Origin of the sequence: Marinobacter maritimus, assembly GCF_007671675.1 — a bacterium.
Lineage (GTDB): Bacteria > Pseudomonadota > Gammaproteobacteria > Pseudomonadales > Oleiphilaceae > Marinobacter > Marinobacter maritimus.
The window spans coordinates 265,662-283,721 of the sequence record NZ_VCGW01000004.1; the positions used below are offsets into that span (position 1 = coordinate 265,662).

Annotated in this window: 16 protein-coding genes; 8 read left to right on the top strand and 8 right to left on the bottom strand. The window is 55.0% G+C overall.

The window, feature by feature from the left end:
- Nucleotides 1–4: 4 nt before the first annotated feature.
- Complete coding sequence (locus FFI90_RS16365; protein WP_144779495.1) at nucleotides 5–1,285, bottom strand: MgtC/SapB family protein; 1,281 nt, start codon at nucleotides 1,283–1,285, stop codon at nucleotides 5–7.
- A 194-nt stretch (nucleotides 1,286–1,479) separates the two neighbouring features.
- Between FFI90_RS16365 and FFI90_RS16370 the strand changes: the two genes are divergently transcribed.
- Complete coding sequence (locus tag FFI90_RS16370; RefSeq protein ID WP_144779497.1) at nucleotides 1,480–2,967, top strand: SulP family inorganic anion transporter; 1,488 nt, start codon at nucleotides 1,480–1,482, stop codon at nucleotides 2,965–2,967.
- 1 nt (nucleotide 2,968) lies between these two features.
- On the top strand, nucleotides 2,969–3,862 hold the full coding sequence (locus tag FFI90_RS16375) for a universal stress protein (protein ID WP_144779499.1): 894 nt from the start codon (nucleotides 2,969–2,971) through the stop codon (nucleotides 3,860–3,862).
- Nucleotides 3,863–3,953: 91 nt separating this feature from the next.
- Here FFI90_RS16375 and trpB read toward each other — a convergent pair whose 3' ends face one another.
- From trpB to FFI90_RS16395, 4 genes are all read right to left on the bottom strand, one after another.
- A complete protein-coding gene (trpB, locus tag FFI90_RS16380) occupies nucleotides 3,954–5,159 on the bottom strand; it encodes a tryptophan synthase subunit beta (RefSeq protein ID WP_144779501.1) in 1,206 nt (401 codons plus the stop codon).
- An 89-nt stretch (nucleotides 5,160–5,248) separates the two neighbouring features.
- On the bottom strand, nucleotides 5,249–6,442 hold the full coding sequence (locus FFI90_RS16385) for a BaiN/RdsA family NAD(P)/FAD-dependent oxidoreductase (RefSeq protein ID WP_144779503.1): 1,194 nt from the start codon (nucleotides 6,440–6,442) through the stop codon (nucleotides 5,249–5,251).
- Nucleotides 6,443–6,503: 61 nt separating this feature from the next.
- The gene (locus FFI90_RS16390; RefSeq protein ID WP_144779505.1) at nucleotides 6,504–7,310 is read right to left on the bottom strand and encodes a PhzF family phenazine biosynthesis protein; all 807 of its coding nucleotides are present in this window, start codon (nucleotides 7,308–7,310) and stop codon (nucleotides 6,504–6,506) included.
- Nucleotides 7,307–7,588: a hypothetical protein gene (locus FFI90_RS16395; protein WP_144779507.1), complete on the bottom strand. Its 282-nt coding sequence runs from the start codon at nucleotides 7,586–7,588 to the stop codon at nucleotides 7,307–7,309. The genes FFI90_RS16390 and FFI90_RS16395 overlap by 4 nt, the downstream gene beginning before the upstream one ends.
- 227 nt (nucleotides 7,589–7,815) lie before the next feature.
- Between FFI90_RS16395 and FFI90_RS16400 the strand changes: the two genes are divergently transcribed.
- Nucleotides 7,816–9,231: an aminotransferase-like domain-containing protein gene (locus tag FFI90_RS16400; RefSeq protein ID WP_144779509.1), complete on the top strand. Its 1,416-nt coding sequence runs from the start codon at nucleotides 7,816–7,818 to the stop codon at nucleotides 9,229–9,231.
- Between the two features lie 17 nt (nucleotides 9,232–9,248).
- Here the strand turns inward: FFI90_RS16400 and FFI90_RS16405 are convergent, their stop codons facing one another.
- Nucleotides 9,249–9,896 carry a response regulator transcription factor gene (locus FFI90_RS16405; RefSeq protein WP_144779511.1) on the bottom strand — a complete coding sequence of 216 codons (648 nt, stop codon included), beginning with the start codon at nucleotides 9,894–9,896 and terminating at the stop codon, nucleotides 9,249–9,251.
- The gene (locus FFI90_RS16410) at nucleotides 9,889–11,367 is read right to left on the bottom strand and encodes a sensor histidine kinase (protein ID WP_144779513.1); all 1,479 of its coding nucleotides are present in this window, start codon (nucleotides 11,365–11,367) and stop codon (nucleotides 9,889–9,891) included. The genes FFI90_RS16405 and FFI90_RS16410 overlap by 8 nt, the downstream gene beginning before the upstream one ends.
- Nucleotides 11,368–11,542: 175 nt before the next feature.
- On the opposite strand from FFI90_RS16410, the gene FFI90_RS16415 reads away from it, so the two are divergent.
- The 5 genes from FFI90_RS16415 (at nucleotide 11,543) to FFI90_RS16435 (ending at nucleotide 17,588) form a co-directional block, all read left to right on the top strand.
- The gene (locus FFI90_RS16415; protein ID WP_144779515.1) at nucleotides 11,543–13,171 is read left to right on the top strand and encodes an acyl-CoA synthetase; all 1,629 of its coding nucleotides are present in this window, start codon (nucleotides 11,543–11,545) and stop codon (nucleotides 13,169–13,171) included.
- 96 nt (nucleotides 13,172–13,267) lie between these two features.
- The gene (locus FFI90_RS16420; protein WP_144779517.1) at nucleotides 13,268–14,644 is read left to right on the top strand and encodes a solute carrier family 23 protein; all 1,377 of its coding nucleotides are present in this window, start codon (nucleotides 13,268–13,270) and stop codon (nucleotides 14,642–14,644) included.
- Nucleotides 14,645–14,895: 251 nt separating this feature from the next.
- Nucleotides 14,896–15,720: a metal-dependent hydrolase gene (locus FFI90_RS16425; RefSeq protein WP_144779519.1), complete on the top strand. Its 825-nt coding sequence runs from the start codon at nucleotides 14,896–14,898 to the stop codon at nucleotides 15,718–15,720.
- A 161-nt stretch (nucleotides 15,721–15,881) separates the two neighbouring features.
- On the top strand, nucleotides 15,882–16,916 hold the full coding sequence (locus FFI90_RS16430) for a hypothetical protein (RefSeq protein WP_144779521.1): 1,035 nt from the start codon (nucleotides 15,882–15,884) through the stop codon (nucleotides 16,914–16,916).
- A gap of 27 nt (nucleotides 16,917–16,943) precedes the next feature.
- Nucleotides 16,944–17,588: a LysE family translocator gene (locus FFI90_RS16435; protein ID WP_144779523.1), complete on the top strand. Its 645-nt coding sequence runs from the start codon at nucleotides 16,944–16,946 to the stop codon at nucleotides 17,586–17,588.
- Between the two features lie 73 nt (nucleotides 17,589–17,661).
- Here FFI90_RS16435 and fdxA read toward each other — a convergent pair whose 3' ends face one another.
- Entirely contained in the window at nucleotides 17,662–17,985 is a 324-nt protein-coding gene (gene fdxA / locus FFI90_RS16440; RefSeq protein ID WP_096783204.1) for a ferredoxin FdxA, read from the bottom strand.
- Nucleotides 17,986–18,060: the final 75 nt, after the last annotated feature.

An 18,060-nucleotide genomic window follows, 5' to 3' on the forward strand; every position in this document is an offset into this window, starting at 1 on the left:
GTGGCTACTGCAACCATGCCATCAGAAGGCCTGCACCCAGTGATAGAAGCATGGGCCCGGCCACATAGAGCCCTGTTTGCCGATTACCGATCACCCAGGCCATGCCGGATTTGACCAGGTTGTTGGTGGCCGCCGCAATAACGATACCAACGACGGCAGCGTCCATTGCCAAGCCGTTGTTGGACATGCGGGTGAGGGACAGGGTAATTGCATCCACGTCTGCGATGCCCGAGGTGGCCGCCAACATATAGATACCGGTATCGCCCAGCCAGTCTTTCAGGAAGTCACCAAGCAGCAAAATAGCCGTCAGCAGTAGGCCAAAAACCAGGGCCGATTTCAGATCCAGAGGGTTTTGGTTCAGCGCAGGCTGGCTGACCTGGATCGTTCCGGAATTCCTGCGCCATATGATGATCGCCGGTATGTAAAGCAACACCGTCATAACCGCCACCGGCCAGACCAGGCTCGGTAGCAATTCGCGATTGATGACGAAGCAGTACACCAGTATGCGTGGGAACATGGTGCCACAGGCAATCAGAATGCCAGCGGCAAACTGTGCGTTCAGTGCCGGGTTCTGGCCGGCCTGGCGGGCAAAATGCAGAGTGAGTGCAGTGGATGAACTCAGGCCTGCAAACAGACTGGTAAACAGAATGCCCTTGCTGGTGCCTGCCACCCGCATGGCGAAATAACCCACGAAGGAGATAGATGCGATCATCACCACCATCCACCAGATTTCCCGGGGGTTGAGCACGCCGCCCGGGCCCATTGGCTCATTAGGTAGTAACGGCAGCATCACCACGGAAATAACCAGCAGCTTGAGTGCGGCATCCAGCTCGTGGGCCTGGAGTTTGTGCACCCAACCGTGAATTTCTTCCTTGTTATCCAGGATGATGGCGGTGATGACAGCGGCGGTGGTTGCCATCACCGGGTCTACGGCCACCGCTATGGCTCCGAAACAGAATGTCAGTACCATGCTGACCATACCGGTAATGCTGAAATTGCGGATGTGATCTAGCCGCTCGCTGTAGGCCACGATTGCCATGGCGACCACGCTCAGCAGAAGAACGGGAAACGCCCATACCGTAATGTGCTGGGCTAAAACCGCTGAAATGCCACCCAGAAGTCCAATAAGGGAAAAGGTGCGAATGCCAGCTATGCGATCGCCGGCCTTCTGTGCGCGCGCGCCCCAGCCTCGCTCCAGGCCTATGATGGCACCTAAAAGAAGCGACACAGCAAGGTTCAGCGTTGTCTGATTTGCGGACAGAAACTGCGATGCAACATCGTCCATGAACGAATGTAACTCCTTTTGATGGTAGGCGTTGCTGAAATAATAACAGCCGGCAAGGCGCGGAGGACAGGCGCCCTTACGCCGGAACCCGTATTTTGGTAGAATTCGCGCCCTTTATTTTGCCGTAATCCGCAATTTATGTGACGGCAATCCGACGTTCATTGAACAGCGCAGCCACCCGGGTACCCAAAGCTATGGTAAATACACTGAAAGCCAACTGGTTTTCCAACACAAAAGGCGATCTGCTCGCTGGAATCGTGGTTGCCCTTGCGTTGATTCCGGAAGCGATTGCCTTCTCGATCATCGCCGGAGTGGACCCCAAAGTCGGGCTCTACGCCTCGTTTTGCATCGCCGTCATCATCGCGTTTGTGGGTGGTCGCCCTGGCATGATCTCTGCGGCAACCGGCGCCATGGCGCTGCTAATGGTGACGCTGGTCAAAGAACATGGCCTGGAATACCTGCTGGCAGCCACGCTGTTAACCGGTGTAATCCAGATTGTGGCGGGTTGGCTGAAGTTGGGTAGCCTGATGAGATTTGTGTCGCGTTCGGTGGTGACCGGCTTCGTGAATGCGCTGGCCATCCTGATTTTTATGGCTCAGCTGCCCGAGCTCACCAATGTAACCTGGCACGTATACGCCATGACTGCGGCCGGGCTGGGTATCATTTACCTGTTCCCGTATGTGCCGGTGCTGGGCAAGTTGCTACCGTCGCCACTGATTTGCATTGTGGCGCTGACTATCGTCGCAGTGTTGTTCAATATTGACGTGCGCACCGTGGGCGATATGGGCGAACTGCCTGACACGCTGCCGATCTTTCTCTGGCCAGATGTGCCGCTGAACCTCGAAACCCTGATGATCATTTTGCCGTATTCCATTCCACTGGCGGTAGTGGGTCTGCTGGAATCCATGATGACCGCCACCATTGTGGATGATCTGACGGATACTGAAAGTGATCGTAACCGTGAGTGCCGCGGGCAGGGAATCGCCAATATCGGTTCTGGCCTGCTTGGTGGTATGGCCGGCTGTGCAATGATTGGTCAATCGGTTATCAATATAAAGTCCGGTGGCCGCACCCGGCTTTCCACGCTCACAGCAGGCGTATTCCTGATGGTGATGATACTGGTGCTGGACGATGTACTGGTGCGGATCCCCATGGCTGCTCTGGTAGCCGTGATGATCATGGTGTCTATCGGTACGTTTTCCTGGGAATCCATTCGTAACCTGAAAACCCACCCGCTATCTACCAATATTGTGATGCTGGTAACCGTGTGCGTTGTGGTTGTGACCCACAACCTGGCGCTGGGCGTGTTTGCCGGCGTGTTGCTCGCAGCGCTGTTCTTCGCCAACAAGATCGGGCACTTTATGGAAGTGCAGACAACACTGGAGGAATCATCGGGCACACGCAATTACACCGTGATGGGGCAGGTGTTTTTCAGTTCATCGGAAAAATTCGTTGCTGCGTTTGATTTCCGCGAAGTGGTCGATAAAGTGGTCATAGACGTGAGCCGTGCCCATTTCTGGGACATTACTGCCGTGGGCGCGCTCGACAAAGTCGTTATCAAGTTCCGCCGTGAGGGTGCGGAGGTGGAAGTGATTGGTATGAACAAGGCCAGCGCGACCATCGTTGACCGCTTTGGCGTGCACGACAAGCCGGAAGGCATTGATCAGCTGATGGGCCATTAATATGCAAGACACAACAGGAAACTCCCGACCCAATCCTCAAGATACACTGCAGGTTGTGGCCTGTATTGACGGCTCCCGCGCTGCGCCGGCGGTATGTGATTATGCCGCCTGGGCCAGCAAGCATATGGACTCACCGCTGACCCTTCTGCACGTGCTCGATGAAGAGCGCTATCCATCAGAGCCGGACCTGGCGGGCAACATTGGTCTGGGCAGCCGCGAGCATTTGCTTGATGAACTGGCGCAACTCGATCGCAAACGGGCCAAACTGGCGTTGGAACACGGCAATCATATGCTGGATGAGGCCTCGCTGCGATTGCAGGAAGCCGGTATCAGCGACATCAAAAAGCGCCAGCGCCACGGCGATCTTACGGAGTCGCTGCTGGCTATGCAGGCTGAGATCCGTGTGCTGGTGATGGGGTTGCACGGCGAAAGCAGTTCAGACCGTGAACAACATATTGGCAGCCAACTGGAAACCGTCATCCGTAGCATGAGTCGACCTATCCTGCTGGTACCGAATGAGTTTTCAGCGCCCAAAAGCGCCATGCTTGCGTTTGACGGCAGCGCTACGGCGTTTCGCGGAGTTGAGCACCTGGCCGCCAGTTCGGTACTCAAGGGTATGCCCCTGCATCTGGTGATGGTGGGTAATGAAACCTCAGAAGCCATGGCCCAATTGCGCAAGGCCGAGGCTATGCTGGCTCCTCTGGAGTCGGAAGTTACCCTGGCTATTCGAAGTGGCGAGGTAGAGCCAGTATTGCACGGTTATCAGGATGAGTTCGATATCGACATTCTGGTGATGGGCGCTTACGGCCACTCGAAAATTCGCCGCTTTTTATTGGGCAGCACGACGACCAGCATGCTGACATCGGCTAAAAAGCCGTTGGTGATTCTGCGCTAGGTTTGTGTTCACCCAAGCTGCTGGATAGCAAGGCACTAAAAAGGCGAAGCCGCTTAAGGGCTTCGCCTTTTTTTATAACTGCGCCAAGCGCTTACAGCCCCAGCTTTTCAGCCACGTAGTCGGCGTCTTTATCCCCTCGGCCTGAAAGGTTGATCAAAATAGACTGCTCCTTCGACAGTTTGGGTGCCTCGCGGATTGCCCAGGCCACTGCGTGGGCGCTTTCCAGCGCAGGAATGATGCCTTCTACACGCGACAACATCATGAATGCGTCCAGGCACTCAGTGTCATTGGCGCTGGCGTATTCCACCCGGCCCAGGTCCTTCAGGTAACTGTGTTGTGGGCCGCTGCCAGGGTAGTCCAGTCCGGACGCGATGGAGTGAACCGGCATCGGGTTACCTTCGCTGTCTTCGAGCACGTAGCAGGCCATACCGTGTAACTGCCCGGGTTTACCCAGTGTCATGGTAGCCGCGTGGCGATCCGTGTCGAGACCCTCACCTGCCGGCTCCACCCCTACCAATTTGACGCTCTCATCGTTCAGGAACGCTGTGAAAATGCCCATGGCGTTGGAACCGCCACCCACGCAGGCCGCGATGTAATCCGGGAGCTTCTGGTAGCGCTCCATAAACTGCGCACGGGCTTCGCGGCCAACCACAGACTGAAAATCACGAACCATACCCGGGAAGGGGTGTGGGCCCACAACGGAGCCAATGGCGTAAATAAAATTCTGCGGGTCTTTCAGGTACTCATCGAATGCACTGTCAACAGCGTCTTTAAGGGTGGCGGTGCCGCGAGTCACCGGAACCAGCGTGGCGCCCAGGATTTTCATCTTGGTTACGTTCGGGTGTTCTTTGGCGATATCCACCGAGCCCATATGAATCTCGCAGGGAATGCCCACAAGAGCGCAAGCGGTTGCCAGAGCGACACCGTGCTGGCCTGCGCCAGTCTCTGCAATCACTTTGGTTTTGCCCATAAACTTCGCCAGCAAGGCTTCACCCAGGCAGTGATTGATCTTGTGAGCACCGGTGTGGTTAAGATCTTCCCGCTTCAGGTAGATGCGCGCACCACCGAGTTTTTCAGACAGCCGGCGGGCGTAGAAAATCGGGCTGGGTCGGCCTACATAATCCGCCAACAGGTAGGCCAGCTCGTCCTGAAAATCCTTGCGCTGGCGGATTTCGTGATAGGCGGCGCTGATTTCATCCATTACCTGTTTCAGTTCCGGCGGCACAAACTGCCCGCCAAATTTACCGAAAAAGCCTTGTGCGTCGGGCAGGTTGTCGTAGGGGGAAGGGGTGCTCATAAGACGGTATCTCGCTCAAAATTATGGAACAATCATAACGTTCCGCTCGGGGTCGCTCAATGCTGGCAGAGCCTTGAGGAATGCACAGATTAAGTTGCCGCCCCCGCAGCCACCCCCGAAGCCCAGGCCCACTGAAAATTATGCCCGCCCAGGTGTCCTGTTACGTCCACAACCTCGCCAATAAAGTACAGGTTCGGGTGCTCCAGAGCCGCCATGGTTTTTGAGGAAAGCTGACGGGTATCCACTCCGCCCAGTGTCACTTCGGCTGTTCTGTACCCTTCTGTCCCTGCCGGTTTGACTGTCCATTGCCCCAGCGTGTCCGCAATCTGCTCGATGTCGCTGTTTCTGTAGCCCTGAAGCGGGCCGCTCCAGCCGTAAAGCTCGTTGAACGCCTGAGCGAAACGCTTGGGCAGATGCTGGGCGAGGTATTGAGCAATTGTTGACTGTGGCTTTTGTTTGCGCAGGCCTGCCAGATCTTCACGGATGTTGCGATCTGGCAGCAGGTTGATTGTCAGCGGGTCGCCGGGCTGCCAGAAGCTGGAGATCTGTAGCATCGACGGCCCGCTCAGGCCCCGGTGCGTGACCAGCATGGGCTCCCGGAAATGATGGTTGTTGCAGGCAGCATCCACCGGGCAACTAACGCCTGAAAGCGGTGCCAGCTGCTGTTTCAGCTCCAGGTGCAGCGTGAAAGGCACCAGCCCGGCTCGGGTGGGCAGAACTGTAAGCCCGAACTGCCGGGCAATCTCGTAACCGAATCCTGTGGCGCCCATGGTGGGGATGGATAGGCCGCCGCAGGCGATAACCAGGGATTCGCAGGTAAGGGTGCCTGAACTGGTGTTAACCCGGTAGTGCCCGGCGCTTTGAGCGATGCCTTTTACGCTGGTTTTCATGCGGATTTCAGCACCGGACCAGTCGCATTCCGTCAGCAGCATGGTGAGTATGTCTTTCGCGCTGTCTTTGCAAAACAGCTGGCCGGCGGCTTTCTCTTCATGCTCAATGCCGTGGCGTTCAACAAGATCCAGAAAATGCTGCGGAGTGTAACGCTTGAGGGCGGAAATGCAGAAGCGTGGATTATCTGATAGAAAATTGGCAGGCGTGCTATTGAGGTTGGTGAAGTTACAGCGCCCGCCGCCAGACATAAGGATTTTTTTGCCAGGCTTGTTGGCGTGATCCAGTACCAGAACTTTGCGCCCGCGATAACCTGCGGTAGCAGCGCACATCAGGCCGGCGGCGCCGGCACCGATAATGATTACGTCGTACTGGTTACTGGAACTTGCCGTCATTACTGCCCGCCGATTGGTTAATGAGGCGCGCAGTATACCAGCCTCAGAGCGGCTTTATGGCTCATTCCAGATGAACCGTTCCTTCCATGTAGAAAGCCGCTTGCCCGGCAATAGCAACACGGTCGCCTTTCAGCTCACAGCGTAATACACCGCCCCGTGCCGACAGTTGCCGGGCTTCAAGTTTGGTTTTGCCGAGCTTTTCGGCCCAGTAGGGCACCAGAACACTGTGAATCGAGCCGGTAACCGGGTCTTCATCAATGCCTGAGCCGGGTGCGAAGTATCGGCTGACAAAATCGACCTGGTCGCCCGGCGCAGTGATTATCAGGCCCATATTGCCCAGTTGCTTCAGTATTCGCATATCCGGTTGAACTGCTCTCACCGCTGCTTCGCTTTCCAGAACGATCATGTCATTGGTGTCGCTCGGTACGTGAAAAGCCTTAGCGGGTGCATTTCCAAGCGCTTCGAGAATGATTGCGGGTGTTTGCTGTTCTTCTATCCGAAGGTTGGGAAAGTCCAGCTCGAGCCAGTCGTCCGGGCTCTTATGTACGCCCAGAGGGCCACTTTTGGAGTGGAAGCGTACCGCATTTTCAGACCAGCCCAGTTTGTTAAAGATGACCCAGGCGCTGGCCAGTGTGGCATGCCCACACAGCGGCACTTCGAAACATGGGGTGAACCAGCGAATGTGAAAATCCGAGTTATCAGCATCGGTTTCAGGCACGAAAAACGCCGTCTCCGAGAGATTGTTCTCAGCTGCCAGAGCCTGCAAGGTTTTGTCTGGAAGCCATGCATCCAGCGGTATGACAGCGGCCGGATTACCCTTGAATATCTCGTTGGTAAACGCGTCTACCTGATAAATGGGGTATCTCATGTTCTGTTCTCCGGGGGCAAATGCTTAGCGTAAAGGTGGGCCTTGTAGCTGGCAAACTGTGCCAGTTCACGCTCACTGTAAAAGTGCAGCTCGGGTAAAGGGTTGTGATGTGTTACCACCCAATGTTCCTGTGCTGGTTGACTGACAGAAAACCCGAGTTTCGCCAGGAACTTGCTGCTGATGTCCAGCCCTTCCCCGTACAGGGATGGAACGTTTGACTGAAGCCCGAAAAGATTGTTTCGGGTTGCTGCGAGGCCGTGCGTGTTGGCGATGCCCATGATGAAACTCCTTCTTCTGTTTGCGATGTTGTTATTGTCCTCCCGTGCTGACAGTCATAACAGATTCAGATAACCTGTTTTTGAACCGGTACAGCGTGTTGATTTGGATAACTGTATTGGTATTTTTATCCGGTATCTGTACTGCTCCCATCAGATGCCGATCTGTTGCAATAGGCACGACGGCTAACCAGAAGGGCAATGTCTTTTGATTCGGCGAGGCAGATGGAATGGGTGTTTTATATAACCAGGTAGCAGACAGACTTCAGACCCTGATACAGGACAGCGTATACCGGGATGGAGATCGCCTGCCGGGTGTGAGAGTGTTGAGCAAACAGTTTGGGGTCAGTATTTCAACCGTGTTGCAGGCGCACCAGACGCTTGAAGCCCGCGGTTATCTCCAGGCCCGGGAGCGCAGTGGTTATTTCGTGCGCTTGCCCGCAGTCGATGCTCCGGAGCCGGTTATGCACAGGCATCGAAGCCGTCCGGTTCCGGCCAGTGCGCGAGAGATGACTCTTGACCTGTGTGCTGACGAGCAAAAGCGCATGGTGCCGCTGGCCACTGCCATTCCCCATGCGGATTACCTGCCGTTGCGGCAGATTCAGCAGTGCACTCTTTGGGCAGCACGGCGTGGTCTTGAAACGCTCGACTACGCGTTTCCCGGCAAGGAGACATTTCGCCGGCAGATTGCGCAGCGTATGGCCTCCGTGGGTGTTCCGGTTACGCCGGATGATGTGCTCGCAACCAATGGTGCCCAGGAAGCCATTATTCTCGGTTTGCGCGCCGTTACCCAGCCGGGAGACATAGTGGCTGTTGAGTCGCCATCGTTTCCGGGCATTCTTCAGGCCCTGGAAGTTGTCGGGTTGCGGGCAATGGAAATTCCGACCCACCCATCCGATGGTCTCAGCCTTGAAGGCCTGCAGCTGGCCCTGGAACAGTGGCCTCTGAAAGCTTGTGTGGTGGTCACCAATCACAGCAATCCCATGGGCGCCAGAATGCCGGATGAGCGCAAGAAACAGCTGGTTTCGATGCTTGCTGCTGCCGGAGTGCCGTTGATTGAAGATGATATTTACGGAGATCTCTACCACACGGGCGAAAGGCCGAAGCCTGCCAAAGCCTTTGATCGCACGGATAACGTGATCTACTGCAATTCGTTTTCAAAAACCATTTCTCCCGGGCTCAGATTGGGTTGGATGCTTCCGGGGCGGTACATGGCCAGCGCCAGGCAGCAAAAGTACTTTTCCAACCTGGCTACGGCGTCCATTCCGCAGCTGGCGGTGGCGCATTTTCTTGAGCAGGGTGGCTATGATCGGTATTTGCGCTCTGCACGGCAGAATTATCGGGAGGCGACAGAGCGAATGCGAGCGGCTGTGGCGCGGTCGTTTCCTGTCGGTACGGCGGTGAGCAGGCCTCAGGGCGGCTTCGTACTCTGGGTTCAGTTGCCTGTCGGGGTTTCCGGAACAAGGGTTTATCATCGTGCCCGGGCCGAAAACATCAACGTGGCACCGGGCTTGATGTTCTCGATTTCAGACAAATTCGAGTCCTGCCTGCGGCTAAACGGGGGCAACCCCTGGAGCGAGCGTATCGATCAGGCCATCGCGAGACTCGGTGCGCTTGTTCATGAAGAGCAGGCGCTAGGCGGTTGAGAGAACTGTCTGCGGGGTTAGGTGCGAAGCTTCAATGGATCAATCATCCCGGCTGTGATGGCTATGCCTGTAATATCAGGCAGTCGCTCCGCACCAAGCCGCTTCATTACGCGGGCTCTGTAAAGATCAATGGTCTTGACGCTGACGCCCAGCTGATCGGCAATTTCCCGGCTGGTGTAGCCTTGGGCCATGGGCAGAAACACATCCCGCTCCCGGCGCGTGAGCGTTGCAATAAGCGCGTCCGTCCGTTCGTCACCCAACTGCAGATGGCTGGAGTGTTGATGAACCTCCAGTGCCTGTTGCACGCTGTCCAGAAGTAGCTGCTCGTTGAACGGTTTCTCGATAAAGTCAAAGGCGCCAGATTTGAACGCGCGCACCACAATAGGCACATCTGCATGGCCAGATACGAAAATAATGGGTAACTCAATGCCTCGTTTTTGAAGCTCTTCCTGAACGTTAAGTCCGCCGAGGCCTGGCATCCTTACATCCAGCACCACACAGCCGCCCCGGGTGTCTCCCAGAGCGTCAAGAAACTTGCGGCCGTCGCTGTAAGCCCGCACGTTCAACCCGACCGACTCCAGCAACCACTGGGTTGATTCCAGCATGCCGGCGTCGTCGTCAACAATATAAACCGTGGTGGTATCAGGGGCAGGTTGGTCACTCATCGGGTGCAGTCTCCGAGCTTGATATGCGTTTGTTTGCTGATGCTACCGGGAAGCGACAGGTTAGCGTAAGGCCGCCGGTTGCGGCAGGTTGCGCATCCAGAAATCCGCCAAAACCTTCGATGATGGAACGGCTCATGGAAAGCCCGAGCCCAAGCCCCTGAGGTTTGCTGGTATAAAACGGCTGAAACATCTGTCTGATTCCCTGTTCATCAAGCCCGGGGCCTTCATCCGTGACATCAATCAATGTTTCGCCTTCATTATTTATTGACGTTGAGATCATCAGGCGGGAACGGAGATCGTCTGGTTGAGAGTTCTGCGCCTCCACGTTTGCTTCGATGCCATTACGGATCAGGTTGATCAGCACCTGCTCCAGCAAAACCGGATCTGCGATGATGCCCGGCTCGCAGGTGGCCGGTAAGCAGAGAATGTCCACGTTGTTTTTGTCAGCTTCCCACTGACAAAGCCGGGCGACGTTACTGAGCGTCTGGTTTAGCGAAACCGCTGCGGTGCGCTTCTGGCCTTTGCGCAGAAAGGCGCGCAGGCGCTTTATGACTTCGGAAGCGCGATTGGCATGATGAATGATCTTCTCAAGACCATCGTCTACGCGCTCAAGGTGTTCAGGGTGGGTTCCGGCGGTTTTCAGGTAGCGCTGGCTGGCACCGGCAAAGTTGACGATTGTTGCCAATGGCTGGTTCATTTCGTGGGCAATGCTTGAGGCCAGCTCGCCAAGAGTTGCCAATCGTGCCGTGTGGGCAAGCTCATCTGCCAGCTTACGGCTGTTTTCTTCCGACTCCACCCGTGCCGTGATATCCCTCGATACGCTGACCACCTCGACAACCGCACCCGTGTAGGTTTCCCGTATGGCGCGGCTTGCAATCTCGAGCCAGCGTTTGCTGCCGTCACGATGAGTTATGTCCAGGGTCATGGTAGCGTATCCGTCTTCCGTCAAAAGTCTGTGACTTTCCATCAGTTGCCGGGCTGTACTGTCAATATGAAAGATTTCCTCCAACGCTTTGCCCCGGAGCTCTTCTGGCCAGTAACCGAGCAGGCGCCATGAAGCCGGGGTCGCATCGATAAAACGTCCATCCGGAGCATGCCGCGAGATGAGGTCGGTGGTGTTTTCGGTGATCAGCCGATAAAGGCGATTTGACCGAATGGCTTGTTCCTGGGTCCGGACATCGTCTGTGGCATCTCTGCCTCGGGCAAGCACCTCACCAGTTTGCTGGCAGGGGATAAACGTCCACATGAGAATGGTCTCGTTGAACCGGGCTTCCGCATTCTCGATTGATCGTGCTTGATGCAGGGCGGCTTTTACCAGTGCCTGCACATTCGACGGCAGCAGATCGGCTAGGTTGTTCAGGCCGTTCCCCGCCCGCAATGTTTCGGCGGCCTGATTGCTGCGCAAAAGGGTAGCGCTTGCACCAAGTATCAGGCCGGGTTGCGGATCTGCATCTGACAAACTAAAACCCATAGTAGTAACAGAGTCGCTCGCAAGGGATGGAGTATAGTATTTGCACTATAATACGTTGGTGTAATTTCTATACGTTGGGTTATTAAGCATTATATCGCGCAATGAAAGTATAGCGACCCCAGCGGTTTTGCTGAATACACCACAAGAACAATAGGCTCATACAGAGGACCACACAATGACCTCGATTTTTGATCAGGACCTTGCGCCTATCGGTGCCAATTACGCTGTTCAATCTCCCGTTGATTTTATTGAACGTACTGCCAGTGTGTATCCGGATTTTCCGTCCGTTATTCACGGAGCTATCCGCTATAACTGGTCGCAAACCTATGATCGCTCCCGGCGCCTGGCGTCGGCGCTGAAAGGTCGAGGCATTGGCAAGGGCGATACGGTCGCCGTGATGTTGCCCAATATCCCGGCGATGGTTGAGTGCCATTTCGGTGTGCCGATGATAGGTGCGGTGCTGAACACGCTGAATGTGCGCCTGGATGCGGAAGCCATCTCTTTTATGCTCGATCACGGCGAAGCAAAAGTTGTGATCGCAGATCGCGAGTTTGGCGAAGTGGTACGCGAGGCTGTCAGCCGTTTGGAAGACAAGCCTCTGGTCATTGATGTGGACGATCCGGAATACGGAGAGGGCGTTCAGGTAAGCGATCTGGACTACGAAGCGTTTCTGAAGGAAGGTGATCCGCAGTTCCAGTGGAGCTTCCCGGACAACGAATGGGATGCAATATCGCTGAATTACACCTCCGGAACCACAGGCAATCCAAAGGGTGTTGTGTATCACCACCGCGGCGCTTATATCAACGCCCTGGGTAACCAGGCCGTGTGGTCAATGGGCATGCATCCGGTGTATCTGTGGACGCTGCCCATGTTCCACTGCAACGGCTGGTGTTTCCCCTGGACGATTACGGCCATGGCCGGCACGCACGTTTGCCTGCGCCGGGTTGATCCGGAAAAAATTCTGCAACTGATCCGGGATCATCAGGTCACGCACATGTGCGGCGCACCCATTGTGCTGAACGCCCTGTTGAACGTGCCGCCCGAATCCAAGGCTGGCATTGATCACGAAGTCCGCTCTATGACCGCAGGCGCGGCGCCTCCGGCTCAGGTTATTGGTGCTGTCGAGGAAATGGGCATCAAAGTGACTCACGTCTATGGCCTGACGGAAGTCTACGGCCCGGTAACGGTCTGTGCGTGGAAGTCGAAGTGGGATGATCTGCCGCTGCATGATCGGGCGAAGATAAAAGCCCGTCAGGGTGTGCGTTATCACACCCTTGCCGGCACCATGGTGGGTGACATCGAAACGATGGAACCGGTTCCCAAAGACGGCAAGACCATCGGTGAAATCTTCCTGCGCGGTAATACCGTGATGAAAGGTTATCTGAAAAACCCGAAAGCCACTGAGGAAGCGTTTCGTGGCGGTTGGTTCCATACCGGCGACCTGGCCGTGTGGCACGAAGACGGCTATATGGAAATCAAGGATCGTCTGAAGGATATTATTATTTCCGGCGGCGAGAACATTTCCACCATTGAAGTAGAGGATACGCTTTACCGGCATCCGGCTGTTCTCGAGGCCGCTGTAGTGTCTCGTCCGGATGAAAAATGGGGCGAAACTCCCTGCGCCTTTGTGACCCTCAAACCGGAAGCAGGCGATGTAAGCGAAGAGGATATTATCAACTTCTGCCGCGAACACCTGGCTCGCTTCAAGGTGCCCAAAACCGTTGTTTTCTCTGAACTGCCCAAAACCTCCACGGGCAAGATCCAGAAGTTCGTACTGAGGGATCAAGCCAAAGAACTGGACTGATCTCCTGGCCGGCAGCACCAGCCCTGGTGCTGCCGAATATAACCTAAAAAAATATGATCAGGCACACGCTGCGCGCGCGTGCCAGGAGACTTTGTTATGCAAATTTTTCACCGTAAGAATGGGGAAGAGCAGCCGTTTTGGCCTGCAGGCCCTTTCAAAATCCGCCTTCCTTTCGTTCATTACCGCTGGGAATTTGCGGAAATGGTTCAGGCTTTGATCATGTTTGTGGTTAGTCTGGCCATGATTCCGCTATTGCAAAAATACCTTGGTGTGCCCTATGACGTAGCCTTGGCCTATGCCGTGATCTGCGGTATCGGTTTTATGCTGCCTGCCTTGCTGGGTGTCCCACTGGTGCCCGGCTGGATAACGCCGGGCATTCCGGTGGTGCTGCTTTTTCTGAGTGATTTTGAGCCTGGCCCGGAGGCAATCCAGGCGATGTTCGCACTGCAGTTTCTGGTGTTTATCATTTTCCTTTTTCTCGGCGTCACTCGTCTAGGGAGCAAGCTGGTTGATCTGATTCCTCGTTCCATGAAGGGCGGGATTATTATCGGTGCCGGTATTGCCGCGCTAATGGGGGAAATCGAAGTGGGCGGTCGCGTGGCCAATACGCCCATATCACTGATTGTTGGCGGTCTTGTTTGCCTGTATCTGATGTTTTCTGTGTCTTTCAAGGGCTTTGTTGAGAGCAACTCCTTTGCTCGCAAAATCGCCAACTACGGCATGGTTCCGGGCATGATTGTGGCCATTCTCGTGGGGTTTGCCACCGGCGAATACGATGTACCGAATGTTGAATGGGGCATTACCAAACCGGCTTTTGATGAGTTGTGGAACTACCTGCCGTTTACGGTTGGATTCCCCAATCCCGAAGTATTCCTCTACGCCATCCCAACGGCGGTCATCGCCTACATCATCGCCTTCGGGGATATCGTCGTGGGGCAGTCCCTGATGAACCGTGTGGATCATCTTCGTAAAGATGAGGACATCGACAACAGTATCGACCGTGTGCACCTGGTAACGGCCATCCGGAACGGTGGACATGCATTCTTTGCTCCTTACCCCGGGCTTGCTGGCCCAATCTGGACCGCCGTAACCGCGACTATGGCAGAGCGCTACAAGTATGGCCGCAACGCCATGGATTCTATCTACAGCGGCGGTGGCACCTTCTGGATTACCGGCTTTATTGCGCTGTTTATTCTGCCGTTGGTGAGTTTTTTCCAGCCGGTACTGCCCATTGCGTTGTCCCTGACTCTTCTGTTGACCGGCTATATCTGTTTGATGGTTGGCTTGGAGCAGTTGGAGAACAACACTGAGCGCGGCATAGCCGGCACCATGGGTGTGGTGTTGGCGGTTTACGGCGCGGGCTGGGGACTTGCGACGGGTGTGGTTCTTTACTTGCTGATTGAGCGAACCAAGTTGCTTGGTTTTACCTCGGACCCTGAAGCGCCGGGTATTGATGGGGCCGACAAACACTGAATTGGCGGCCTCCGGTTCAGGTCGGAGGCAGTTCAGACCCTGTGTGTCTTTGGGAGGCGGAATGCCTCCCCTTTTTTTGCCCGCTGTTATTGTTTCTACTGGTTGCCACCAATGACGGTGTGTCATTTTGTGACAATCTGTCCGTTTTGCCCGTTGCACCCTTCCTTCCTTCTTGTTTTCAGGACTAAACTGGATCCATTGGTGATTTTTTGTCCGCCGTTCGTAAATTATAAAAAAAGCAGGAGGCAGTCATGACCGTCAGCTCCACTCCCGAGGGTGTGTCCGTTCAGCCACGGCATCTGCACTTTGATGTTAGTGAAGATCTGAAAGTGTTCTGGCACGGCGATGATGCGTTCCGTACAGCATTTTTCAATGCGTTATCACTTCAGTTTCCGGATGGAGAGCAACAATTTATCAATGCGGTGCGGCTATATCGGGACAGGATTGACGATCCGAAGTTGAAAGCCGAGATCCGTGGGTTTATCGGCCAGGAAGCGCTGCATAGCCGTGAGCACAAAGCCTACAACGAGGCTCTAAAAGCTCGGGGTTATGACATTGACGGGCTGGAACGCCGTTTTCATAAGCACATGGAGTGGGTTGGAAAGCTGGCGCCCAGCCGGCAACTGGCGGGTACTTGCGGTGCCGAGCATTATACGGCGGTACTGGCGAATGCCATATTGAGCGATCCGGAATGGCTGAGTGGTGCAACGCCTGCCATGGCCCAGCTCTGGCGCTGGCATGCCATAGAAGAAACCGAACACAAGTCGGTGGCGTTTGATGTATACCGAGAGTGCGTTGGCAACGAGCGCATGCGGCGGATTATCTTCCTGTTTGTAACCTGGAATTTCTTTAAATATACCTTCCTGAATACCTGCAGCCTTCTGAAAACCGACGGCAAGCTCTGGAGTCTTCGCACCTGGATGGGTGGCCTCAACTTTCTGTGGGGAAAACCCGGTATTTTGCGTCAGTGCCTGCCAGGCTTTCTGGCGTATTTTCGCAAAGACTTCCATCCCTGGCAGCAGGACAACAGGGTGCTGCTGGAGAAAAATCTCCAGGACCTGGATGCGGCAGTCTGACCTGAATCGAAAAATCTTGCACGGGCGAGGCGGGTGACACTGGCCAGCCCGCAGCTGATTGATTGCAGTTATGGCGAATTCGCCTGGCTTGTCTTCGTGTTAGTCTCACGGCCCCAATAAAAAAACAATCTGATTTTTAACCTCAATAGGGCCATCACTACATGACCAAGAGCAAAACCGATCCAGCCAGTCAGCTGCTCGAGCTACACATCAAGCATGAGGTTGCAGCACTTAAGGGCGCAAAACTCCGTAAGTTTCTCAAGCAGGAAGTCAATGAGCTTCTTGATCTTGCGGGTGGTATTACGCTGAATCGAATTGCCTCAGAAAACCAGGTGATGGAGACGATTCAGCGTGTTGTCGTGAACATGGAGCTGGACGCAGGCATTCCGGAGCTGGCGGGTGAAATGGCCACCGAGGTGCTGAATGCGCCGGTTCAGGCAAAGACAGCGCTGGGGGACATTATCACCCGGGAGCAAGCTACTGGCTTTGTGGAAGAAATGCTTGCGCTCAGGCAGCAACGTGAGCGGGTGATCAGCGAAATCATGGCTCATCCGGTTTATCAGGAACTGGTTTCGAATGTGGTGTATCAAGGGGTGGTCAATTACCTCTACGAAGACAACCTGATCACCAAGTCGGTCCCCGGCGTTGGTTCCATGATGAAATTTGGCAAGCGTATGGCCAATAAAGCGGTACCCGGGTTAGATGAAACCTTTGAACGACGGCTCAAAGCCTGGCTCTCCGACAGCCTGCCAGGGCTGATCAATCGCAGTGAGCAGTTTCTTCAGAAGGCGCTCTCCGATGATGAGGTGAGGGATACGGTTATGGCGGCCTGGGTCGCCATGGAGGACCGAACGCTTGCGGAGTTGCAGGAAGGCTTGGGTGATGTGGAATTGCAGACCTTTGTGGTGCTGGGCTATGAGTTCTGGCTGCAGTTCCGGAAGACCGACTACTTTGAAGGTTGCGCCCGTGCAGTGGTTGCGCACCTGTTTTTGAAATATGGTGACCGACCGCTTACCGATCTGCTCGACGACGTTGGCGTTACCGAGGATTTGATCATGGCAGAAGTGGACGCCTGGGCCATTCCGATTATAGACGTGCTCCGGGAAGAGGGTTATGTTGAGACTCTTGTGCGTCGGCGGCTGGCAGCGTTTTATAACTCTGCAGCCGCGCGCAAAATTCTTGAGCAGGAGGCCTGACAGCTTCAGTCTTCCGCAACAAAAGATGTGGAGGTCTGTCTGGTTTCCGAGTTGTTCTGGGCTTATCTTATTGCCATAGGTCTGCTAACCGTAACGCCTGGTGTGGATACGCTCCTGGTTATGCGCAATGCCGGTCGCGGTGGCTTCCGGGATGGCTGTGTAACCAGTGTGGGTATTTGCTGTGGCTTGTTTATTCACGCCACTCTCTCGGCATTGGGTATTTCCCTTCTTTTGCTGGAAACGGCCTGGGCATTCTCTGCGCTCAAGTGGGCTGGGGCCTTTTATCTGATCTGGCTCGGCCTGGGTTCGCTAAAACAAGCCGTAAAGGGCGGGCCTGCTACTGACGCGAAATCGCCCGCCGTGGCCCGCCGTAACGTTCCAGTGCAGGTGTCGTTCCGTGAAGGCCTGCTCTCTAATGTGCTCAACCCGAAAACCGCTCTGTTCTATATGGCTCTGTTGCCGCAATTTGTGGATCCTTCGGGAAGTGCCTTTCAGCAATCACTGGTGCTGGCGGGCGTGCACTTTCTGCTGGCGATGTTCTGGCAGTGTGGTTTGGCCTGGATGGTGGTGCGCTTTCGGGGCGTGGGTGTTGGCGCCGGGGTAAAGCGAATGCTTAATGGGCTGACCGGGGGCTTTTTTATTGTGATGGGTGCAAAACTGGCAGGGAATTGACCGGGTATACAAAAAAGGGAAGCCGTAGCCGGCTTCCCTTTTTTTCAGGCGGTTGTACTAACCCGCACTGGAATTACTTCTCCAGATATTGAAGCTTGTTGGGCTTGCCATCCCATTCTTCAGCCTCTGGAAGAGGGTCTTTCTTCTCGGTGATGTTCGGCCACTTACCCGCCAGATCGGCGTTGAGTTCCACAAACTGAACCTGATCTGCCGGCAGTTCGTCTTCCGAGAAAATCGCCTCGGCCGGGCACTCAGGCTCACACAGCGCGCAGTCGATACACTCGTCAGGGTCGATTACCAGAAAGTTCGGTCCTTCGTAGAAACAGTCTACCGGGCACACTTCCACGCAGTCTGTGTATTTGCACTTGATGCAGTTATCGGTAACGATAAACGCCATAATCAGATCCCTGGTCCAGTGGTCAATCTCATCCGGAGCGTGATGTCAGGCTCCATGCTTATATTTTAATGGGCG

What these genes read in the sequence shown, in the direction of transcription:
- FFI90_RS16375 (WP_144779499.1), top strand. Translation starts at nt 2,969, where the DNA reads ATGCAAGACACAACAGGAAACTCCCGACCCAATCCTCAAGATACACTG.
- FFI90_RS16370 (WP_144779497.1), top strand. Translation starts at nt 1,480, where the DNA reads ATGGTAAATACACTGAAAGCCAACTGGTTTTCCAACACAAAAGGCGAT.
- FFI90_RS16415 (WP_144779515.1), top strand. Translation starts at nt 11,543, where the DNA reads ATGACCTCGATTTTTGATCAGGACCTTGCGCCTATCGGTGCCAATTAC.
- FFI90_RS16410 (WP_144779513.1), bottom strand. Translation starts at nt 11,367, where the DNA reads ATGGGTTTTAGTTTGTCAGATGCAGATCCGCAACCCGGCCTGATACTT.
- fdxA (WP_096783204.1), bottom strand. Translation starts at nt 17,985, where the DNA reads ATGGCGTTTATCGTTACCGATAACTGCATCAAGTGCAAATACACAGAC.
- FFI90_RS16390 (WP_144779505.1), bottom strand. Translation starts at nt 7,310, where the DNA reads ATGAGATACCCCATTTATCAGGTAGACGCGTTTACCAACGAGATATTC.
- FFI90_RS16420 (WP_144779517.1), top strand. Translation starts at nt 13,268, where the DNA reads ATGCAAATTTTTCACCGTAAGAATGGGGAAGAGCAGCCGTTTTGGCCT.
- FFI90_RS16365 (WP_144779495.1), bottom strand. Translation starts at nt 1,285, where the DNA reads ATGGACGATGTTGCATCGCAGTTTCTGTCCGCAAATCAGACAACGCTG.
- FFI90_RS16400 (WP_144779509.1), top strand. Translation starts at nt 7,816, where the DNA reads ATGGGTGTTTTATATAACCAGGTAGCAGACAGACTTCAGACCCTGATA.
- FFI90_RS16425 (WP_144779519.1), top strand. Translation starts at nt 14,896, where the DNA reads ATGACCGTCAGCTCCACTCCCGAGGGTGTGTCCGTTCAGCCACGGCAT.
- FFI90_RS16385 (WP_144779503.1), bottom strand. Translation starts at nt 6,442, where the DNA reads ATGACGGCAAGTTCCAGTAACCAGTACGACGTAATCATTATCGGTGCC.
- trpB (WP_144779501.1), bottom strand. Translation starts at nt 5,159, where the DNA reads ATGAGCACCCCTTCCCCCTACGACAACCTGCCCGACGCACAAGGCTTT.
- FFI90_RS16405 (WP_144779511.1), bottom strand. Translation starts at nt 9,896, where the DNA reads ATGAGTGACCAACCTGCCCCTGATACCACCACGGTTTATATTGTTGAC.
- FFI90_RS16395 (WP_144779507.1), bottom strand. Translation starts at nt 7,588, where the DNA reads ATGGGCATCGCCAACACGCACGGCCTCGCAGCAACCCGAAACAATCTT.
- FFI90_RS16430 (WP_144779521.1), top strand. Translation starts at nt 15,882, where the DNA reads ATGACCAAGAGCAAAACCGATCCAGCCAGTCAGCTGCTCGAGCTACAC.